The following is a 20,081-nucleotide window of genomic DNA, read 5'->3' as shown; positions in this document are numbered from 1 at the left end:
GATGTCAAAGAAAATATTATTAGACAAAATAAACGTACCGGGTATCAAAACCTACGAAGTATACCGTCGTGAAGGTGGGTATGCCTCTGTAGAGAAAGCCCTGAAAACATTAACGCCAGACGAAGTGGTCGAAGAAGTGAAGACTTCAGGGATCCGTGGCCGTGGAGGAGCAGGTTTCCCTGCCGGTATGAAATGGAGTTTTATCGATAAGAAATCAGGAAAACCACGCCATTTGGTTTGCAATGCCGATGAGTCGGAACCGGGGACTTTCAAAGACCGGTACCTGATGGAATTCATTCCCCATTTGTTAATTGAAGGGATGATTACCTCCAGTTATGCTTTGGGTGCGAACTTGTCCTATATCTACATCCGTGGAGAGTACATGTGGGTATACAAAATCCTGGAAAGAGCCATCGCCGAGGCAAAAGCTGCCGGTTGGTTGGGTAAAAATATATTAGGGACCGGTTACGATTTGGATTTGTATGTTCAAATCGGAGGCGGGGCTTATATTTGTGGTGAAGAGACCGCTTTAATAGAATCACTCGAAGGCAAAAGAGGAAATCCGCGAATCAAACCGCCATTTCCAGCTGTTTCGGGGCTTTGGGGCAACCCAACGGTAGTGAATAACGTGGAAACGATTTCTGCCGTGCCGTGGATTGTCAACAATTCGGGGGCCGAGTATGCAAAAATCGGCATCGAGCGTTCTACCGGGACCAAATTGATTTCAGCTTCTGGAAATATCAAAAATCCTGGCGTTTATGAAATTGAAATGGGAATCAGTGTATACGAATTTATGAATTCTGACGAATACCTGGGAGGAATGAGCACAGACAGGCCTTTAAAAGCCTTGGTGCCAGGAGGTTCTTCCGTGCCTATTTTACCGGCGCATCTAATATACAAAACCGCAGCTGGTGCTGATCGTCTGATGACGTATGAGTCCTTGTCCGATGGCGGGTTTGCTACAGGTTCCATGCTGGGTTCAGGAGGTTTTATCGTATACGACGACACCGCTTGTATCGTAAGGAATACCTGGAATTTTGCCCGTTTTTACCATCACGAATCCTGCGGGCAATGTACTCCATGCCGTGAAGGGACAGGCTGGCTTGAAAAAATCCTGCACCGTATCGAAACCGGTACAGGCCGTGAGGAAGACATTGAATTGTTATGGAGCATCCAAAGCAAAATCGAAGGAAATACGATCTGCCCTCTGGGAGATGCGGCATCCTGGCCGGTAGCGGCGGCAATCCGTCATTTTAGGGAAGAATTCGAATACCATGTCCGTTTCCCGGAAAAAATAAAAAACAGAGACCACTTCGTAGCGGAACCTTTTGAGAAAGTGAAGCACTTAGTGACAAAACAAACAGTATAAATTTAGTCGAAAGTGGTGTGGCGCAAGTCATAGAAACTTTAAACAAAAAGAGTTATGAAAGTAACAATAGACGGTCAAAGTATAGAAGTAGAACCAGGAACAACCATCCTGCAGGCTGCGCGTATGATTGGTGGGGAATTAGTTCCGCCAGCCATGTGTTATTACTCAAAATTGAAAGGAAGCGGCGGAAAATGCCGTTGTTGTTTGGTTGAAGTTTCCAAAGGAAGCGAAGCCGATCCGAGGCCTATGCCAAAATTAATGGCATCCTGTGTAACAGGCTGTATGGATGGAATGGAAGTAAACAGCAAATCCTCTCCAAGAGTGGAAGAAGCGAGAAAATCCGTTACGGAATTCCTGCTGATCAACCACCCGCTGGATTGCCCGGTTTGTGACCAGGCCGGTGAATGCGACCTGCAAAACCTAAGCTTCGAACACGGAAACCCAAAATCCCGTTTCATTGAAGAGAAAAGGACTTTTGAGCCGGAAGATATCGGCCCGAATATCCAACTGCACATGAACCGCTGCATTTTATGCCAAAGATGCGTTCAGGTAGCGGACCAATTGACAGATAACCGTGTACACGGTGTGATGGATCGCGGGGACCATGCGAATATTTCTACTTGTATATCCAAAGCCATTGACAATGAATTTTCAGGGAACATGATCGATGTTTGCCCGGTTGGTGCTTTAACCGATAAGACTTTCCGTTTCAAATCAAGGGTTTGGTTCAACAAGCCGTATAATGCCCACAGGGATTGCGATAAATGCTGCGGAAAAACAACCGTTTGGATGTTCGGTGGAGAGATACAACGTGTTACCGGCCGTAAGGATGTGTACCATGAAGTGGAAGAATTCATTTGTAACGGATGCCGTTTTGACCATAAAAACGTAGAGGACTGGACTATTGAAGGGCCTCGTGAATTTGAGAAGGATTCTGTAATCAACCAAAACAATTACACCCAGAAATTAGAAAAAGTAGAAATCGCTACCGAAAAATTAATTTTGGAAGGAAGGGATAAAGACCATAAGAAAATCAGTATGGCCGAGATAGATTACAATGAAAAAATTGATGGCAACCTTATAGATTCAAAGAAAAATGGATAGTACATTTATTATAGAAAAAAGCGTTGTTATCGTAAGCGTATTTGCCATAACCATGATTTTTGCCATGTATTCCACTTGGGCAGAACGTAAAGTGGCTGCATTCCTTCAGGACAGGGTTGGCCCGAACCGTGCGGGTTGGGGTGGATTATTACAGCCTCTTGCCGATGGTCTGAAATTATTCTCAAAAGAAGAATTCTTCCCTAATACCCCTAATAAATTTTTATTCATCATAGGCCCGGGAATTGCCATGAGTACGGCTTTAATGACAAGTGCCGTAATTCCGTGGGGAGACAAACTGCACCTTTTCGGAAAGGATATCCTTTTGCAGGCTACTGATATTGATGTTGCATTATTGTACATCTTCGGAGTCATTTCGGTAGGTGTGTACGGAATCATGATCGGGGGATGGGCATCGAATAACAAATTCTCGTTAATGGGAGCGGTACGTGCGGCTTCGCAAATGGTATCGTATGAAGTGGCCATGGGATTATCCATGATTGCCCTGTTGATGATGACCGGAACATTAAGTTTAAAAGAAATTTCCGCCCAACAGTCCGGAATGAACTGGAACGTGTTTTACCAGCCGGTTTCGTTTTTGATTTTCCTAATCTGCGCTTTCGCGGAAACCAACAGGACTCCTTTTGACTTGGCGGAGTGCGAATCGGAACTTATTGGAGGGTACCATACCGAATATTCTTCCATGAAAATGGGATTCTACCTTTTTGCCGAATATGCCAATATGTTTATTTCTTCGGCTATTTTGTCTATTTTGTTCTTTGGAGGGTATAATTATCCTGGCATGGAATGGATGGTGGAAAATGCCGGTGTGAATACGGCAAATGTTATAGGAATGCTGGCTTTGTTTACCAAAATATGCGGATTCATATTTTTCTACATGTGGGTACGTTGGACCATACCGCGTTTCCGATACGATCAATTGATGCATTTGGGATGGAGGATTTTAATTCCGTTAGCAATCATAAATATCATGGTAACAGGAGTTTGTATTTTAGCATTTAAATAAAAGAACATGTCAACGACTATACAAAATATATCATTATCAGGCAGGAAAAAAGAAGTTTCCCACAAGGAGATGTCTTTCTTGGAAAGCCTGTATTTAGTAGCAATTGTCAAGGGTTTATGGATTACCATCAGGCACTTCTTCAGAAAAAAAGTAACCATTCATTACCCGGAACAGGTTCGCCAGATGAGCCCTGTTTACCGTGGCCAGCACATGCTAAAGCGTGATGAGCAAGGGCGTGAGAACTGTACGGCCTGCGGATTGTGCGCCCTTTCCTGTCCTGCGGAAGCCATTACGATGAAAGCCGCCGAAAGGAAAGCAGATGAAAAACACCTGTACCGTGAAGAGAAATATGCGGAAATCTACGAAATAAACATGTTGCGTTGTATTTTCTGCGGATTGTGTGAAGAAGCCTGCCCGAAAGACGCTATTTACCTAACCACTTCAAAAGTCCTGGTACCTTCCAATTACGAAAGGGAGGATTTCATTTTCGGGAAAGATAAATTAGTTATGCCACTGGAAATGGCTATGAAAAACGCTCAACTTAAAAACGCTAACTGATGTCAACATTACTCATTATATTTTACTTCCTGTCGGCAATTACCATTGCAACAGCGTTTTTGACTATCATTAGTAAAAACCCGATTCACAGTGCTATTTACCTGGTTATTTGTTTTTTCTCGGTAGCCGGGCATTATCTTTTGTTCAATGCGCAGTTCCTGGCGATTGTCCATATTATTGTCTATTCCGGGGCTATTATGGTCCTGTTCCTGTTTACAATCATGTTGATGAACCTGAACAAGGAAGGCGAACCGCATAAAAAATGGGCTACCAAACTGGCTGCAGTGATTTCCTTCGGGTTGATTTGTTTCGTGATGCTGGCGGTCTTTATCAAGGCGATGCCGGTTATTGCAGCTTACAAACAAACAGGCCAGGATTTCCAGTCTATCAAAGTATTGGGGAAAGTATTGCTAAACGAATATATGGTGCCGTTCGAATTTGCTTCCGTGTTATTGCTGGTAGCCATGATAGGAACGGTGTTATTGTCTAAAAAAGAAAAATCAGTTCAATAAATGGATAATATTTTACAAGAAATAGGGATGGAAAATTACATTTATCTAAGTGTAATTCTTTTCTGTATTGGGGTTTTTGGAGTTTTATACAGAAGAAATGCCATCATCATGTTTATGTCAATCGAAATCATGCTTAATGCGGTAAACCTGCTTTTTGTAGCTTTTTCAACATACCACCAGGATGCGCAGGGACAGGTATTCGTATTTTTCTCTATGGCTGTGGCTGCTGCCGAAGTTGCTGTAGGATTGGCTATATTAGTATCGATTTTCAGGAATTTGAATTCTATTGATATCGATAATTTAAAAAATTTAAAAGGATAAATACTAATGGAAAAAAAATTAGCTTTAGTATTATTGTTAGCTCCGTTCTGCGGATTTTTATTCAATGTTTTTTTAGGGAAAAAGGCCGGGAAATCCATTTCCGGAATTATAGGGACTTTATCTGTCCTGATTTCCTTCTTTGCAACCACTTATTTCTTTGCGTTGCTTCAATCGACAGGGCAACCTGTACAGGTTGATTTATTCCAATGGATTTCTTTGGAAAAATTCAATATTGACTTTTCGTTTCTATTAGATCAGTTGTCTATCCTGTGGTTGCTTTTTGTAACCGGGATCGGGACATTGATCCATATGTATTCCATCAGCTATATGCACGATGATGAGAATATGCATAAGTTTTTTGCCTATTTGAACCTGTTTGTGTTTTTCATGATCACTTTGGTTATGGGAAGCAACCTGCTTATTATGTTCATCGGTTGGGAAGGCGTAGGGCTTTGTTCTTACCTTTTGATCGGTTTCTGGTATAAAAACCAGGAGTATAACGATGCTGCAAAAAAAGCATTCATCATGAACAGGATCGGAGATTTAGGTTTGCTGATCGGTTTGTTTATCTTAGGATACTTATTCCATACTTTGGATTATGCAACACTTAAGACGTCCATTTTGAGCAATAGTGCTGTTTTGTCCAACCCATTGCTTTCTATCGCGGCTTTGTGCCTGTTTATAGGTGCCTGCGGTAAATCTGCGCAAATTCCATTGTATACCTGGTTGCCGGATGCGATGGCCGGACCTACACCGGTTTCTGCATTGATCCACGCGGCTACGATGGTTACGGCAGGTATTTTCATGGTAACAAGAATGCATTTCCTATTTGACCTGACACCTTATGTACAAGATATTATCGCGATAGTTGGAACCATTACTGCCGTAGTGGCTGCCTCTATCGGATTGGTTCAGACCGATATCAAAAAAGTATTGGCTTATTCTACCGTTTCCCAATTAGGGCTGATGTTTTTGGCTTTGGGTCTTGGCGCTTATGAAGTGGCTGTGTTCCACGTAATCACGCACGCTTTCTTCAAGGCCTGCCTGTTCCTGGGATCCGGTTCTGTCATCCATGCTTTGCACGGGGAGCAGGATATGCGAAGAATGGGCGGATTGCGAAAAGCCATGCCGGTTACTTTCTGGACCATGATGATTTCAACATTAGCCATTGCTGGGATTTTCCCTTTTGCAGGGTTCTGGTCCAAAGATGAAATCTTAATGACGGCTTTCCACGGAAACATTGTACTCTGGGTTATTGGCTCCATCGCTTCTATCATGACGGCTTTTTATATGTTCCGATTGATGTACCTTACGTTTTTCCAGGAATTCAGGGGAACGGAAGAGCAGAAACACCATTTGCACGAAAGCCCTTCCTTAATTACAATCCCATTGATTATACTTGCCTTTTTGGCGGCTATCGGAGGATTGATAAGCTTGCCGGGGAACAGCTGGTTGAATCATTACCTGGAGCCTTTCTTCAATAAGGCCCACGAAGCGCATCATTTGGGTGCTACCGAATATACATTGATGGCTATTGCCACCGCCGGAGCTTTATTAGGTATCGGAATCGCTTACTCTAAATATATCAAACAAAATCAATTGCCTGCCGAAGATTCGGAAATAAAAGGAATTGCCAAAGTATTGTACAACAAGTATTATGTTGACGAAGCATATGAGGCCCTTTTTGTGAATCCGTTATACAAAGTGTCCCATTTCTTCAGGAAATATGTGGAAGAGGCGGTTTCAGGATTTGTTTTCGGATTGGGAAAACTGACAAACGAAATCGGGAACCAGGGGAAATCAGTACAGAACGGAAGTATCGGATTGTATCTTTTCGCCTTTGTAATTGGAGTTTCTTCGATTTTAATTTATTTATTTTTAGTTTAATAATCATACATCAATGAACGTATCATTTATACTCATTCTCTTATTATTCGGCGCTATCGCAACTTATTTTGCCGGTGATCAATTAGCTAAAAAAGTAGCCTTGGTTTTTAGTTTGGCTTCAGTGGCGGGTTCGATATACATATTCAATCAGCATATGGCCGGAATTGATACCAATTTTCGCGAGAATTGGATTTCCAACCCTAATTTGTTTATCGCCTTAAAAGTTGACGGATTGTCTGTTGCTATGCTGCTGCTGACAACTGCCTTGACCTCTATCATCTTGTTTTCATCTTTTGGGAACCAATACAACAACAGCAAAAATTTCTATGCTTTGGTGATGTTTATGTCGTTTGCCATGGTGGGGACATTTTTAAGTGCCGATGCTTTCCTGTATTACATATTCTGGGAATTATCATTAATCCCTATTTATTTTATAGCCTTGCTATGGGGCAACGGTGATGCGGAAGAACGCAAAAAAGCCATCATCAAATTCTTTATTTATACATTGGCCGGTTCGTTGTTTATGCTGGTGGCATTCATTTACCTGTTCCAAAAGGCGGGAAGCTTGCTTATTGGTGACTTGTATGCCATCCATTTGTCGGGCCAGGAGCAATTCTGGATTTTCCTGGCTTTGTTTTTAGCGTATGCGATTAAAATCCCGATCGTTCCTTTCCATTCCTGGCAGGCAAATACCTATCAGAAAGCTCCGGCTGCCGGCACGATGCTGCTTTCGGGGATAATGCTGAAAATGGGATTGTATAGCGTTATCCGTTGGCAATTGCCTATTGCACCTGTCGCAGCCAAAATGTACATGGATGTTTTCATCGGATTGAGTGTTGCAGGGGTTATTTATGGTTCTGTTGTGGCTTTAAAGCAAAAGAATATTAAAAAATTATTGGCGTATTCGTCTTTGGCGCACGTAGGATTGATTGCTGCGGGAGCTTATACTTTAACACTTGACGGATTGCGCGGTGCCGTTTTACAGATGATTGCCCACGGTTTTGTGGTAGTAGGCCTGTTTTTTGCAGCCGAAGTCATCGAAAGACGTTTCAATACGCAGGAAATTTCAGAAATGGGAGGTATCAGGATCCAGGATAATAAGTTCGCATCGATGTTTATGATCGTTATGCTGGCTTCGGTGGCATTGCCTTCCACATTCAACTTTATCGGGGAATTCACATTGTTGTATAGTTTGTACAATGCCAACATCTGGTTCGCAATATTGGCCGGAACGACTATTATCCTGGGCGCTGTTTATATGCTCAAAATGTTCCAACATGTCATGTTGGGTGAGGCTGGTGCCAAAGTTTTTAAAGCGGTTACCACCCAGGAAACCATCGTTTTCGTTGTGATCATTGCGGTGTTGCTTTTCTTTGGATTGTACCCAAAACCGATAAACGATTTAATAACGCCTGCTTTACAGGAGATTGTTACTAAAATTAATAGACAATAATAGTTAGAATTTGATTTTCAATCAGGATTCAAAATATACATATCACAAATGAATACATTAATAGCAATATCAGGATTAGGGATTTTAAGTTTGATTGCGGAAATATTTAATGCCAGAAAAGCCATCGTGCCAATGACCATAATTGGGCTTTTGGCTATTTTGGGACTTACCGCTTCCGAATTTGGTCTTGATAAAGGTTACTATAACAATATGGTTGTTGTAGATAAATTCTCTTCTGCATTTTCATGCCTGTTTATCATTATTACTATTTTCCTGGTGGCCATGAGCCATGATTTTTATAAAAACCAAAGCACTAAAATTTCCGATTTTGTCGCGATAAAAGTGTTCTTGCTGGCTGGAGCGGTTGCTATGGTTTCTTTTGGAAACTTGTCTATGTTTTTCTTAGGGATTGAAGTATTGTCTATCGCGCTTTACATCCTTGCGGCCAGTAACAGGCTGAACCTGAAAAGCAACGAGGCAGGAATGAAATACTTCTTAATGGGGTCTTTTGCCTCAGGGATTATCCTTTTCGGGATTTGCCTGGTTTACGGAGCAACCGGAAGTTTTGACCTGAAGGCTATTTACCAGGTTATCCATTACTCGAATTTCCCACAATGGTATTTCATCGGGATTGTATTATTGCTGATTGGGATGTTGTTTAAGATCGCTACTGTGCCATTTCATTTTTGGGCGCCGGACGTATACGAAGGTTCTCCTGCGCTGACTACGGCTACGATGAGCAGTTTGGCTAAAATTGTGGCTATGGCGGCTTTGTTCAGGTTAGTGGTGAAGCTTTTGCCTGTGCAATCGTATTCTTTCCAGGTTATTATTGTTTGTGTGGCCATTGCTTCGATGCTGGTAGGGAATATTATGGCTTTGCGCCAGAATAATGTCAAACGTATGTTTGCTTTTTCAGGGATTTCCCATGCGGGCTTTATGGTAATGACGCTTTTATGCCTTAATAATGCGGCAAGTGTGTTGTTGTATTACGCTGCGGCATATGCTGTGGCTGGTATCGCCTTTTTTGCAGTGGTGATTTATGTAACCCGCGAAAAACAGAACGAAACGATTGATAGTTTTAACGGTTTTGGGAAAACACATCCGTTATTGGCCGGAATACTTACGGCTTCTTTATTGTCTATGGCCGGAATTCCTATCCTGGCCGGTTTCTTTGCCAAATTCTTTTTGCTGAACCAATTGATTCAAACCGGATGGATCGTTCTGGTAATTGTAGCGGTTATCGCTTCAATAATAAGTGTAGGCTATTATTTTAAAATCATTTTAGCTCTGTATACTAAAGATAGCGAACAAAACCTGCCTGCTGTTCCATTGGCGTATCAGATTGTTGCTGTTTTGGCTTTGTTGCTTAATATCCTTATCGGATTATTCCCGGGCTATGTCCTGAACCTTTTAGGATAAAAGAACTAATTTCACAAATTAAGATATATGGGGAGCTCGTTTTGGGCTCCTTTTTTATTTATAAGATTTATGGAAATAAAAAAAGGACAGTTTTTGCTGTCCTTTCTATGTTTTAGGTATACTTTATTCGTTATCCGATGCAAACCATTCTGCGAAAGAGGTTTCGGTTTCCTGGAGCCTTAAGCTGTGGAGTTTTATCGAATCCGGGAGCCTTCGTTTTATTTTTGCGGCAAAATCAATGACCATGTTCTCGCTCGTCGGCTGGTAATCAACCAAAATGACATGATGCCCGCGGGTTTTCAGTTCGTTGGCCAGTTCGATATGAGGCGTTGTGGCATTAAATACTGTAGCGTGGTCAAATATATCTACAATATCTTCCTTAACGATTTTTTTTAAATCTGAGAAATCGATCACCATGCCATATTTTACATTATCCCGGTCTGTAATTGGCGAACCGATCACGGTTACGGAAAGTTTGTAACTGTGGCCATGGACATTTTTGCATTTCCCGTCATAGCCGTAAAGCGCATGGCCGGTTTCAAAATTAAACTGTTTGGTAATTCGTATCTTGCTCATAAAAATCAGATTGTATGCAAAGGTATTAAATAAATTGTTAAGAGGCAGCCGTAATAGCCGGAGCAAAAAAAAACGCTCAATTGCTGAGCGTTTTTAATATTGTATAAGTTCTTATAGACTTAAGCTTCAAATGGAACTACAGAAACATAAGATTTGTTTTCACCTTTTTTCTGGAATTTCACAACACCGGCAACTTTTGCATGTAAAGTATGATCTTTACCCATGTAAACGTTTTCTCCAGGGTTATGTTTAGAACCTCTTTGTCTTACAATGATATTTCCAGCAATTGCAGCTTGACCACCATAAATCTTAACACCTAAGCGTTTCGATTCTGATTCTCTACCATTCTTCGAACTACCGACACCTTTCTTGTGAGCCATGACGTTTTGGTTTTAAATGTTACTATTATTCTTGTGTATCTTCTTTTTTAGCTTTTACAGCCTTCTTTTTAGGAGCTTCTACAGCTTCTTCAGTGGCTACAGCTTCTTTTTTAGGAGCAGCTTCTTTCTTAGGAGCAGCTTTTTTAGCACCGGTAGTTGAAATACCTTCTACTAAAATCTGAGTAAGATATTGTCTGTGACCGTTTCTTTTCTTGTAACCTTTTCTTCTTTTCTTTTTGAAAACGATTACTTTGTCTCCTTTTAAGTGTTGTAACACTTTTGCTTCTACTGAAGCACCTTCTATAGCTGGGGCGCCTAAAGTGATTGTGCCATTGTCGTCTACCAAAAGAACTTTGTCAAAAGAAACTTTTGAACCTTCTTCGTTAGCCAAACGGTGAACATAAACCTTTAAGTCTTTGCTTACTTTAAATTGTTGCCCTGCTATCTCTACGATTGCGTACATAACAATAATGTTTATTAATTTTAAGGTTGCAAATATACAATTATTTCTCTATTGCACAACTCTTCCGTTAAAAATTATTTATAAAAGACTTACAATCAAAATGATTGATAAAAAAAATGACTTGGTTTTGTAACAAAAAAACGAATAGGCAGACTCATCATGTTATATTTATTAACTAATCACTTTTATGAAAAAATCATTGATGACTTTAAGTGCTGCTTTACTGCTTGGAGGTATTGCCTCAGCTCAGAAAGTAGCGTTTGAAGAATACAACCTAGACAACGGTTTGCATGTAATCTTACATCAGGACAAATCGGCACCAGTTGTGGTAACTTCTGTAATGTACCACGTTGGGGCAAAAGACGAACAGCCAAACAGAACCGGTTTTGCGCATTTTTTCGAGCACCTTTTATTTGAAGGGACAGACAACATCGCCCGTGGGGAGTGGTTCAAGATCGTAACGGCAAATGGCGGGAACAATAATGCGAATACTTCTGACGACAGGACGTATTACTATGAGGTTTTCCCTTCCAACAACCTGCAGCTGGCTTTATGGATGGAATCTGAAAGATTGATGCACCCGGTAATCAACCAAATTGGCGTTGATACCCAAAATGAAGTTGTTAAGGAAGAGAAAAGACTTCGTATAGACAATCAACCTTACGGAAATATCTTAAAGGCGGTGAAGCAAAACCTATTCAAAGTACACCCTTACCGTTGGACTACCATCGGGGAAATGGAACATTTGGATGCGGCCAAACTGGAGGAATTCCAGGCGTTCAACAAAAAATTCTACATTCCTAACAATGCAGTTTTAGTAGTAGCCGGTGATTTTGATCCTGCTCAGGCTAAAGAATGGGTTAAAAATTATTTCGGGCCTATCCAGAAAGGGACGCCTGTTGTAAAACAAAAATTCGAAGAGGCTCCAATTACCCAAGCCATTAAGGCAACCTGGGAAGATCCGAACATCCAGATTCCGATGATGGTTTGTACGTACAGGACTCCTTCTATGAAAACACGTGACGCTAAAGTATTGGATATGATTTCTTCTATTTTATCTGACGGAAAAAGTTCAAGATTGTACAAAAAAGTGGTAGACGACAAAAAAATGGCTTTGCAGATCGGGGCTTTCAACTATACTCAGGAAGATTACGGAATGTACATCCTTTACGGTTTGCCAATGGGATCCAATACTACCGAAAGCTTATTGAAAGAAGTAGATGAGGAAATCGTGAAATTGCAAACGGAATTGATCTCCGAGAAAGATTACCAAAAACTGCAAAACAATTTCGAGAGCCAATATGTAAACAGCAATGCAAGTATCGAAGGAATCGCTGAAAACCTGGCGTCATCCTATTTGTTGCATGGCGATGTAAACCTGATCAATACTGAAATTGATATTTACCGTTCCATCACAAGGGAAGAAATCAGAGAAGTGGCAAAAAAATATTTAAACCCAAACCAACGTTTGATTTTAGATTATGTTCCTGCCAAAGACAAAGCACAAAACTAAGTTGAGAATTACTATGAAAAAATATATTTATATAGCTGCGGGTTTGTTGTTGACAATGACTATGCAGGCACAAGACAGAAAACAGCCTAAACCGGGGCCATCTCCTACCATCAACGTAGGGAAACCGTCTTCATTCGTGTTGAAAAACGGCCTTAAGGTATTGGTAGTCGAAAACCATAAATTGCCAAGGGTTTCCTTCAACCTGACCATCGATAATGCACCGTATACTGAAGGTGACAAAAAAGGGGTGGCACAATTGACCGGTTCGTTAATTGGGAATGGGACCAAGAAAATGTCCAAAGACGCTTTCAACGAAGAAGTGGATTTCTTAGGGGCAGATATCAATTTCGCTTCAAACGGGGCATTTGCCAGCGGTTTATCGAAATATTCCGGAAGAATCCTGGAGTTAATGGCTGACGGCGCTTTGAATTCAGTATTCACACAAGAAGAGCTGGATAAGGAAAAAGCCAAGTTAATCGAAGGCCTGAAATCAAATGAAAAAAGCGTAACTTCTGTAGCGGAGCGTGTGGAAGATGTCCTGGCTTTCGGTAAAAACCATCCGTCAGGGGAATATGTAAGCGAAGCGACAATCAATAATGTAACGTTGAACGATGTCCTTTTAAATTACAACACCTATTTCGTTCCGGGTAACGCTTACCTGGTAATTGTAGGAGATGTTACCTTGAAAGATGTTCAGAAAATGGTCGAAAAACAATTTGGCCCTTGGAAAAAAGCAACGGCTCCGGCATTGACATACACAGATCCAAGCAATGTGCAGTACTCACAAATCAACTTTGTGGATATGCCAAACGCGGTACAATCTGAAATTGCCTTGGTCAATACAGTTAAACTGAAAATGACCGATAAGGAATATTTCGCAGGGATCCTGGCCAACCAAATCCTTGGTGGAGGAGGAGAAGGGCGCTTGTTTATGAACTTACGTGAAAAACACGGATGGACTTACGGTGCTTATTCTTCATTAGGATCAGGGAAATATGTAGAAAAATTCCGTTCTGAGGCTTCAGTAAGAAACGTAGTTACCGATAGTGCCGTGGTTCAGTTCTTTAACGAAATCAAAAGGATTAAAACCGAATTGGTTTCTGAAGAAGACCTAAAAGTGGCTAAAGCGAAATACATCGGAAACTTTGTAATGCAGATCCAAAAACCGGCTACCATTGCCCGTTATGCCTTAAACACAGAAACACAAGGGTTGCCTTTGGATTTCTACGAAAATTACATCAAGAACATCAATGCGGTAACCGCAGAAGATATCAAGGCTGCAGCCAACAAATTCTTTATGTCGGATAACACCCGCGTAATCATCGTTGGAAAAGGATCGGATGTTTTGCCTGGTTTGGAAAAAATGAGCGCTAAGGAAAAATTGCCTATTTTCTATTTTGACAAATATGGTAACCCGGTTGAAAAACCGAAAATGAGCGTTGCGATTCCTGCCGGTGTAACAGCCAAAACGGTTTTTGACAATTACATTAAAGCTATTGGTGGGGAAAAAGCGGTTAAAGCGGTTAAATCTGTGGTAACGGTTTCTTCAGGAACAGTTCAGGGAGCACCTCTGGAATTAACGACTAAAATGACTTCGGACAGCAAAATGTTCATGGAAATGAAAATGATGGGTCAGTCTATGATGAAAAGGGTAATCGGCGCTAAATCAGGTTACATGATCCAGCAAGGGCAAAGAAAAGACTTCACTGCTGAAGAATTGAAAGAACAAAAAGAAGGAGCGGTTCCATTTGAAGAATTGACTTTGGCAGCCAACCCGAATGTGAAGCTTCAAGCTATCGAAAACATGAACGGTAATGATGTATATGCGATCAAAAACGACAAGACAACCTATTACTATGATGTTAAAACGGGATTGAAAACCGCTGAAGCCAAAACGGCTGAAAGAGGTGGACAGCAAATGACGCAAACTACTTATTACAGTAATTACAAAGAAGTAAAAGGAGTAAAAATCCCTTATGAGATTGACATGAACGTAGGTGTTGAAATCAAATTGCTTACTTCCGATGTAAAAATCAACGAAGGAGTATCGGATGCTGATTTCCAGTAATCGGAAAACATACTAAACAAAAACGCCTTGGGAAACCAGGGCGTTTTTTATTTTAGGTAAAAGCAGTGGTTGTAATAATCGATGATTGATTTTCCGTTTTGCAGGACATCCGCGCCAATAATGCCATGGATCGGTTTTGTTTTGAATTCCTTCAGTGCCTGGTTTACATGGGACAGGTCAAAAATAACCAAGGTAATATCAGTATGTTTCCACCGGCCGATTTTCACGGTATTTTCTTTGGAGACCAATGTCCTCATGCCAATAGCTCCGGCACCGGCGGCTTTGGTTTTTGAGGCTGAAGTCTGTAGGTTGAAATAATCGACGCTTTCGAAACCGATACAGCTGTTGCTGGCTCCGGTATCCAGTATGAAATCGCCTTTTATACCATTGATTTTTGCTTTGATCAGCAAATGCTGGGTTTTTAGAACCTTGAATTTTATTTTTTTGTATTTATGTTTTTTGAGGACTTTTTCTAATTCTTCCATGTTTTATTTTTTTGAACAGTAAAAATAACGCTAAACCGATTAGTACGGCCAAACCGGCATACCTAAAATAATGGTTTGAGGTTTTAGGTTCTAAAGTACCATAATAAACCATGGCGCCCCAATAATAAGGCGATTTTTTTGCGTTTGAAATGGAAGGATCCTGCAGGTAATCTGATTTTGCCTTATGATTGGCTTCAGGATAGGAATGGTGTTTTTCTACATTCCGATAAAAATAATCCATAAACACAGCGGTCGAATAATCATTTACCTTCCATAAGGAAAACAGTAAATTCCGTGCGCCTCCAAATTGGAAACCCCTGGCCACGCTCATGGCACCTTCCGCTTTGTATAGTTTGCCGATGCCCGTTTCGCAGGCACTCAGGACCACTAAATCCGGATGGATGTCCAGGTGGTACAATTCCGAATATAAGATTTCCTGGTCATAAAACCGGATGCTGGCCGGTGTGAAAATATCTCCAGCAGCAGCGTGGGTGGAAAGATGCAGCATAGAATAATGAGCGGCATTGGCTTTAAAATTGGCAAATGTTGCTTGGCTTTTTTCCAGGTAACGGCCTTTGAAGCGTTTTTTTACATCCCGCATTTCCGCTTTAGAAAAAGGAAGTTCCGCCGCTGAATTTTCAAAAACAGGGAAAACACCCAAAACACTTTCTTCGGTATTGGCAAAAGGCCTGGAATTCAAATAAAACGAAACGGAATTGTTATAAGAAACCGTAAAATCATCCAAAAGGTAATGCCACCGCGAAAAATCATGGCCTGTACTTTGCCTGGTTATCAACGTTTCAAAAGGCAGGAAGCTCAAAATACCGTCAGGAATGAGAATAAGGTTCCTGTTCTTGCCCTTGGGTGGAAACCGAAAGCTGGCATAAAGGCTATTCGACAAGCGGTTAAATCCTTTGGGATCATTTAAAATCGCGTTCGAATCATTGAAATAAGACAAAAAAAGATGTACTCTCGACCGCAGGCCATTTTCCAGGTTCATTTGACTCCAATTGATATTGCCATTTTCCAATGTAAAAGAATAGAGGTTTTTCGTTCCCCAGAAAAAGGCCATCATTTGGGCATTTTCATCCTTTAATTTCTCGAATAACGCCGGAAACTCAATGTCCTTATGGAAGGGATTGTTGTTTTTTACCTGTTTTGATTTGAGCAAAAGCATCAGCTCGTTCTGTTTTTTTATGGCTTGGTTTATTTTTGAAATATCAGCCAGTTCCAGTTTCTGCTGTTCTTTCAGGATACTGTTGGAACAATTTTGAAGTTGTTCGGCAAGCTGTTTTTCTTCTTTGGAAATCACCCGGCTGGCAGAGACTGCTTCTTTGAGCACGCTGGATTTGGTTTGTTCCTGCAATTGAAAAGCCTTTTCGATATAGACAATTTTCTTTTCTTTTTGGTATAACAAATAATAGAGGGAAAGGCATTTTTCGGTCCGGTTCCGTTTCCTGATTTGTGCAATGATTTTTGAGTTTTCATATACCAGTAAAGATTGGAACAAGGCTTCGATATGAAAGGAAAGCGTATAACAGGCCAGCGCTTGTTCCGGTTGCCCCTGTACAGAAAACAATTCGCCCTGCAAGTCCAAAGCATCCATCAGGACGGTTTCAGTGTATAGGTCGTTTTGGTTGGGAAGTAATTTCTTCCGTGCGGCATATCCCGGGATCAGCGTTTTGAAAACCGCAGTAATAGATTGGCCCGCTTTCGCATATTTTCCCTGTTCGAAAAGGAGCTGCGCTTCGTCATAATAGAAACGTGCGGTAATTCTGGGTTCCGGGTTTTTGCTTTCCAAAAATCCTTTTTTGGACATTTCGAAATACAAACCGGCCTTGCTGAAATCCCGCTCCCGGCTATATAGGAACGCCAGGTTCCTGCTGGCATTTGAAACAGTCCCGGCTTCGGTTTTATTGTCTTTTAACAGGCTGATGCAAGTTTGCAGCGTAACTTTGGCTTGACCGGAATGGCCTGAAATCATATAATTTGCGCCAAGGTTATTTAATAAGATCCCTTTTTGGACAACGGTGAGTTTTTCGGTTTGAATGGTTTTTTCGAGCAGTGTTATGGCCAGGTCGTTTTTCCCGGAACTTTGGTACACATTTGATAAATTCAAAATGGCGGCCCATTTCTGCGGTTGGTCTTTTTCTAGGTTCGCTATGAAAAAATATTGCTTTATCGTATTTTCCGCATTGTCATAATCGCCAATGACCGTGTAAAGATTCCCCAAAGGTTTGAGGCAATATTCGGTAATGTCGTACCCTTTGAGCTTGTTTTTTTGGAACAAATGCCAGGCGCTTTCATAACTGGTTATGGCTTCGGTTGCCTGTCCGAACTGATTTTCAAAATAGGCTTTGTTGCATTTTAAAATAACGAAAGCCAGGATTTCGGGTTTTGTTTTGGGGTGGAATGCTTTTTCGGCTTCGGATAACCGACGCAGGCTTTCCGGATTTGGACCGGCCACGAAAACATCCACAGCATTGTAGATTTTGCCTTCCATCCCTGATGGGTTTTGCCCAAAAACCATTGGGGCGGCACACAAAAAGAGCCATAACAGCTTTCGGGACATTTGTTCCCAAAAAACCATGGCCGCTAAAGATTTTGCAATCTTTGCATCGAACCGCTTTTTTTTCCCGCCTTTTGCCAATATGTTATTCTTTAATGATTTTTATGGTTTCCGATGCGTTCCCGGATTGTAAGCTAACAAAATAAACCGCTCCGGGAAGATGCGATACATCAAGCAGCACTTTGTCCGAATTTGTTTTTTCCGATAGTATACACTGTCCTAAAACAGAATATAGGGCAACTGATGAAATAGTTTCTTTTGCACTCAGGCTTAAGCGGTCCTTCACCGGATTAGGGAAATAGCTCAACCCGGAAATTTGATATTCATTCGTAGAAAGCGTGCAAGGCGTCAGGATGGTAATCGTTGTTGTATTGCTCAAAGCTCCGGAAGAAGAAGTATGGCAGCCTTCACCATCATATAAAGTACAGGAATAAACATCGCCGTTATTCGCCGGGATTACGGTTAGCACAGGCCCTGAAGCGCCAGTATTCCCTCCTTGTATCGGATGGCCGTTCAAAGACCATTGGTAATACGGGAAAGCGCTTTGTATGTTTGTTCCCGTTGCAGTCAGGGTAATGCTGTCACCTGCACAGATTGTAGTATTGGAGGCCGAAACGGAAATGGATAAAACAGTTGGCACCGAAACCGCCAGTACAGCCGAAACAGAAGCATAAGGAGAAGCAACACAAGCGGCATTACTGGTGAGTTCACAACTTAAAACATCATTGTCGCTTAAAGCGGAAGTGGTAAAAACCGCCGCATTCGTCCCTACGGGCAATCCGTTTATTTTCCATTGGTAGGAAGGAGATGTCCCGCCGTCTATAGCCGTTACGCTAAATGTGACGGATCTTCCTCCGCAAATCGGTTGGTTTTGTGCGGTTGAATTGAAAACCAAAGCCGGGGCAGTCACATTTTTATTGATTTCGAAAACGGTTTGCTCTGAAATCCCGTTTATCCCGGAACAGACCGGAGTGATTTCGACCCGGTATTTATCCGAACAATGAACCTGCGTAAAAGGATAGGAAATGGTATTGGCCGGATAACTAAATGTACTGTAAGGCGACCAGCTGTTTGTACTATAATTGTAAAGCCGTGTTTTGAAATCTATTCCGGGTTCGGCAAGCCAGCTCACGTCTATCTTGTCATTGACGATATCAGGAGTTACAACTATATCGGCTGCTTTTTTATTGTCGCAGGCTGTTGTGTTGCAGGCTTCAAAACAAATCGAACTTGCCAGCGATGCATTGATGCTCACTATCGATTCCGGCGCCCAGGTATTGCTTCCGCTGACAGTAGCATTCATGATAAAACCCGAAGTGTGCACGCAGCCGAAATTATGGCCTATTTCGTGCGATAATATGCATCGGATCAAATTGGTATTCGATACATAATTCTTTACAACAGCTATGCCGGCACCGTTGGCACTGCTTGAAGTGCTGCAAATGGAATAAGCACCAAGGCCAACCGTGGTCCCGCTGCCTCCCTGGTTCTGCCAGTGTATTTTCATGTCATAGTGATTGATGAACATCCGGTACGCATTGGTTCCGAAACTATTGTAATTGTCATAAATTTCAAGGGTTGGGGGCCAATAATTGCAGGTCGGGCAAGTGACGATAAAATGCTCGTTAACCTTAAACTGCACATCGTCAGACACACCATTGAGAATGGTATAATTGGCCTGTGTAAGATTCAGGACTTCCAAAGTCCGGTTTATGGCATCGTTGATGGAAGCATAAGTGCTGTACATGGTGTAATCTACGGAAAAAGCAAGTTCAACGGTTTTGCAACCGCCAATCCTGGAGGTCTCGGGCCAAGGTTTTTCTTTCGTTTGCGGATTAGGTGTTGTAAAGCCGCAACCCAAATCATCTGGGGTAATGGCATTTTTCGCTTCATAAAAAAGGTAAGTGCTGCTGTTTGCTGCAGGATCGTATTTCCGTAACGGCTCAATGTAAAATTCCCCAACTGGGTTTTTGATATATATTGTATAGGAATTTTCAAAAATGGAAAAGACAAACTGGTTGTTTTCGGAGATGCCTTTATTCCTGAAATATTTCCCGTCAAACCCGGTTTCGGTTATTTTTTTTCGTTCGATGCCCCGTTCATTTTGTATGGATAGGATATGGTTGTCTGAAAGGAGTTTGTTTTCTTCGAGGGTGAAAGTGTAACTTTGGCCATAATCGATACTGATTTGTTCTCCGGAGCCAATCTTTCGCAGCTGGTCGTGTATCGTTAGGACTTTATAGTTTTTGAAATGATCCGATAATCCCGGAACAGACCTCTCTGCAGAAGAGAAGGAAAGCCTGTTCTGTGCTTTTGCATTTACAAGAGCACCAATAAACACCAATAGGAAAAAGAAGTGTCTTTTTTTCATACACCGATA

At 41.6% G+C, this 20,081-nt stretch carries 17 protein-coding genes; 11 read left to right on the top strand and 6 right to left on the bottom strand.

Going from position 1 to position 20,081, the window contains the following annotated elements:
* Position 1 precedes the first annotated feature (1 nt).
* From nuoF to E4635_RS05640, 9 genes are read left to right on the top strand one after another with little or no spacing between them, the layout of a single operon-like run.
* On the top strand, positions 2–1,369 hold the full coding sequence (nuoF, locus tag E4635_RS05680; protein ID WP_135525661.1) for an NADH-quinone oxidoreductase subunit NuoF: 1,368 nt from the start codon (positions 2–4) through the stop codon (positions 1,367–1,369).
* Between the two features lie 54 nt (positions 1,370–1,423).
* Positions 1,424–2,473 carry a 2Fe-2S iron-sulfur cluster-binding protein gene (locus E4635_RS05675; protein ID WP_135525660.1) on the top strand — a complete coding sequence of 350 codons (1,050 nt, stop codon included), beginning with the start codon at positions 1,424–1,426 and terminating at the stop codon, positions 2,471–2,473.
* Positions 2,466–3,497, top strand: coding sequence for an NADH-quinone oxidoreductase subunit NuoH (nuoH, locus tag E4635_RS05670; RefSeq protein WP_135525659.1), 1,032 nt, complete (start codon positions 2,466–2,468; stop codon positions 3,495–3,497). The genes E4635_RS05675 and nuoH overlap by 8 nt, the downstream gene beginning before the upstream one ends.
* A 6-nt stretch (positions 3,498–3,503) precedes the next feature.
* Positions 3,504–4,055, top strand: coding sequence for an NADH-quinone oxidoreductase subunit NuoI (gene nuoI / locus E4635_RS05665; RefSeq protein ID WP_135525658.1), 552 nt, complete (start codon positions 3,504–3,506; stop codon positions 4,053–4,055).
* A complete protein-coding gene (locus E4635_RS05660; RefSeq protein ID WP_135525657.1) occupies positions 4,055–4,567 on the top strand; it encodes an NADH-quinone oxidoreductase subunit J family protein in 513 nt (170 codons plus the stop codon). Before nuoI ends, E4635_RS05660 begins: the two co-directional genes overlap by 1 nt.
* A complete protein-coding gene (gene nuoK / locus E4635_RS05655) occupies positions 4,568–4,888 on the top strand; it encodes an NADH-quinone oxidoreductase subunit NuoK (RefSeq protein ID WP_135525656.1) in 321 nt (106 codons plus the stop codon).
* A gap of 6 nt (positions 4,889–4,894) precedes the next feature.
* Positions 4,895–6,775, top strand: a complete 1,881-nt coding sequence (gene nuoL / locus E4635_RS05650; protein WP_135525655.1) for an NADH-quinone oxidoreductase subunit L — start codon at positions 4,895–4,897, stop codon at positions 6,773–6,775.
* Positions 6,776–6,788: 13 nt separating this feature from the next.
* Positions 6,789–8,228: a complex I subunit 4 family protein gene (locus E4635_RS05645; RefSeq protein ID WP_135525654.1), complete on the top strand. Its 1,440-nt coding sequence runs from the start codon at positions 6,789–6,791 to the stop codon at positions 8,226–8,228.
* A gap of 48 nt (positions 8,229–8,276) precedes the next feature.
* Positions 8,277–9,647, top strand: coding sequence for an NADH-quinone oxidoreductase subunit N (locus E4635_RS05640; RefSeq protein WP_135525653.1), 1,371 nt, complete (start codon positions 8,277–8,279; stop codon positions 9,645–9,647).
* Between the two features lie 123 nt (positions 9,648–9,770).
* Here E4635_RS05640 and E4635_RS05635 read toward each other — a convergent pair whose 3' ends face one another.
* The 3 genes from E4635_RS05635 to rplU form a co-directional block, all read right to left on the bottom strand.
* Complete coding sequence (locus tag E4635_RS05635; RefSeq protein WP_135525652.1) at positions 9,771–10,223, bottom strand: 6-pyruvoyl trahydropterin synthase family protein; 453 nt, start codon at positions 10,221–10,223, stop codon at positions 9,771–9,773.
* Positions 10,224–10,342: 119 nt separating this feature from the next.
* Positions 10,343–10,603 (bottom strand): 50S ribosomal protein L27, encoded by a 261-nt coding sequence (gene rpmA / locus E4635_RS05630; protein WP_135525651.1) that lies wholly within the window; start codon positions 10,601–10,603, stop codon positions 10,343–10,345.
* A 25-nt stretch (positions 10,604–10,628) separates the two neighbouring features.
* The gene (gene rplU / locus E4635_RS05625) at positions 10,629–11,066 is read right to left on the bottom strand and encodes a 50S ribosomal protein L21 (protein ID WP_135525650.1); all 438 of its coding nucleotides are present in this window, start codon (positions 11,064–11,066) and stop codon (positions 10,629–10,631) included.
* Positions 11,067–11,253: 187 nt separating this feature from the next.
* Between rplU and E4635_RS05620 the strand changes: the two genes are divergently transcribed.
* Together E4635_RS05620 and E4635_RS05615 are read left to right on the top strand one after the other, a co-directional pair.
* Positions 11,254–12,579 (top strand): M16 family metallopeptidase, encoded by a 1,326-nt coding sequence (locus tag E4635_RS05620; protein ID WP_135525649.1) that lies wholly within the window; start codon positions 11,254–11,256, stop codon positions 12,577–12,579.
* A gap of 13 nt (positions 12,580–12,592) precedes the next feature.
* Positions 12,593–14,647 (top strand): M16 family metallopeptidase, encoded by a 2,055-nt coding sequence (locus E4635_RS05615; RefSeq protein WP_135525648.1) that lies wholly within the window; start codon positions 12,593–12,595, stop codon positions 14,645–14,647.
* Between the two features lie 47 nt (positions 14,648–14,694).
* Here E4635_RS05615 and E4635_RS05610 read toward each other — a convergent pair whose 3' ends face one another.
* The 3 genes from E4635_RS05610 to E4635_RS05600 form a co-directional block, all read right to left on the bottom strand.
* Positions 14,695–15,132, bottom strand: coding sequence for a retropepsin-like aspartic protease (locus E4635_RS05610; RefSeq protein ID WP_135525647.1), 438 nt, complete (start codon positions 15,130–15,132; stop codon positions 14,695–14,697).
* On the bottom strand, positions 15,098–17,722 hold the full coding sequence (locus E4635_RS05605) for a CHAT domain-containing protein (protein ID WP_246020706.1): 2,625 nt from the start codon (positions 17,720–17,722) through the stop codon (positions 15,098–15,100). Before E4635_RS05605 ends, E4635_RS05610 begins: the two co-directional genes overlap by 35 nt.
* Before the next feature lie 64 nt (positions 17,723–17,786).
* The gene (locus E4635_RS05600; RefSeq protein ID WP_135525646.1) at positions 17,787–20,072 is read right to left on the bottom strand and encodes a T9SS type A sorting domain-containing protein; all 2,286 of its coding nucleotides are present in this window, start codon (positions 20,070–20,072) and stop codon (positions 17,787–17,789) included.
* Between the last annotated feature and the right edge of the window lie 9 nt (positions 20,073–20,081).

The sequence above is a fragment of the Flavobacterium humi genome (assembly GCF_004745595.1).
GTDB classification, from domain to species: Bacteria; Bacteroidota; Bacteroidia; order Flavobacteriales; family Flavobacteriaceae; genus Flavobacterium; species Flavobacterium humi.
This window is presented reverse-complemented; position numbering and strand designations above follow the sequence as displayed.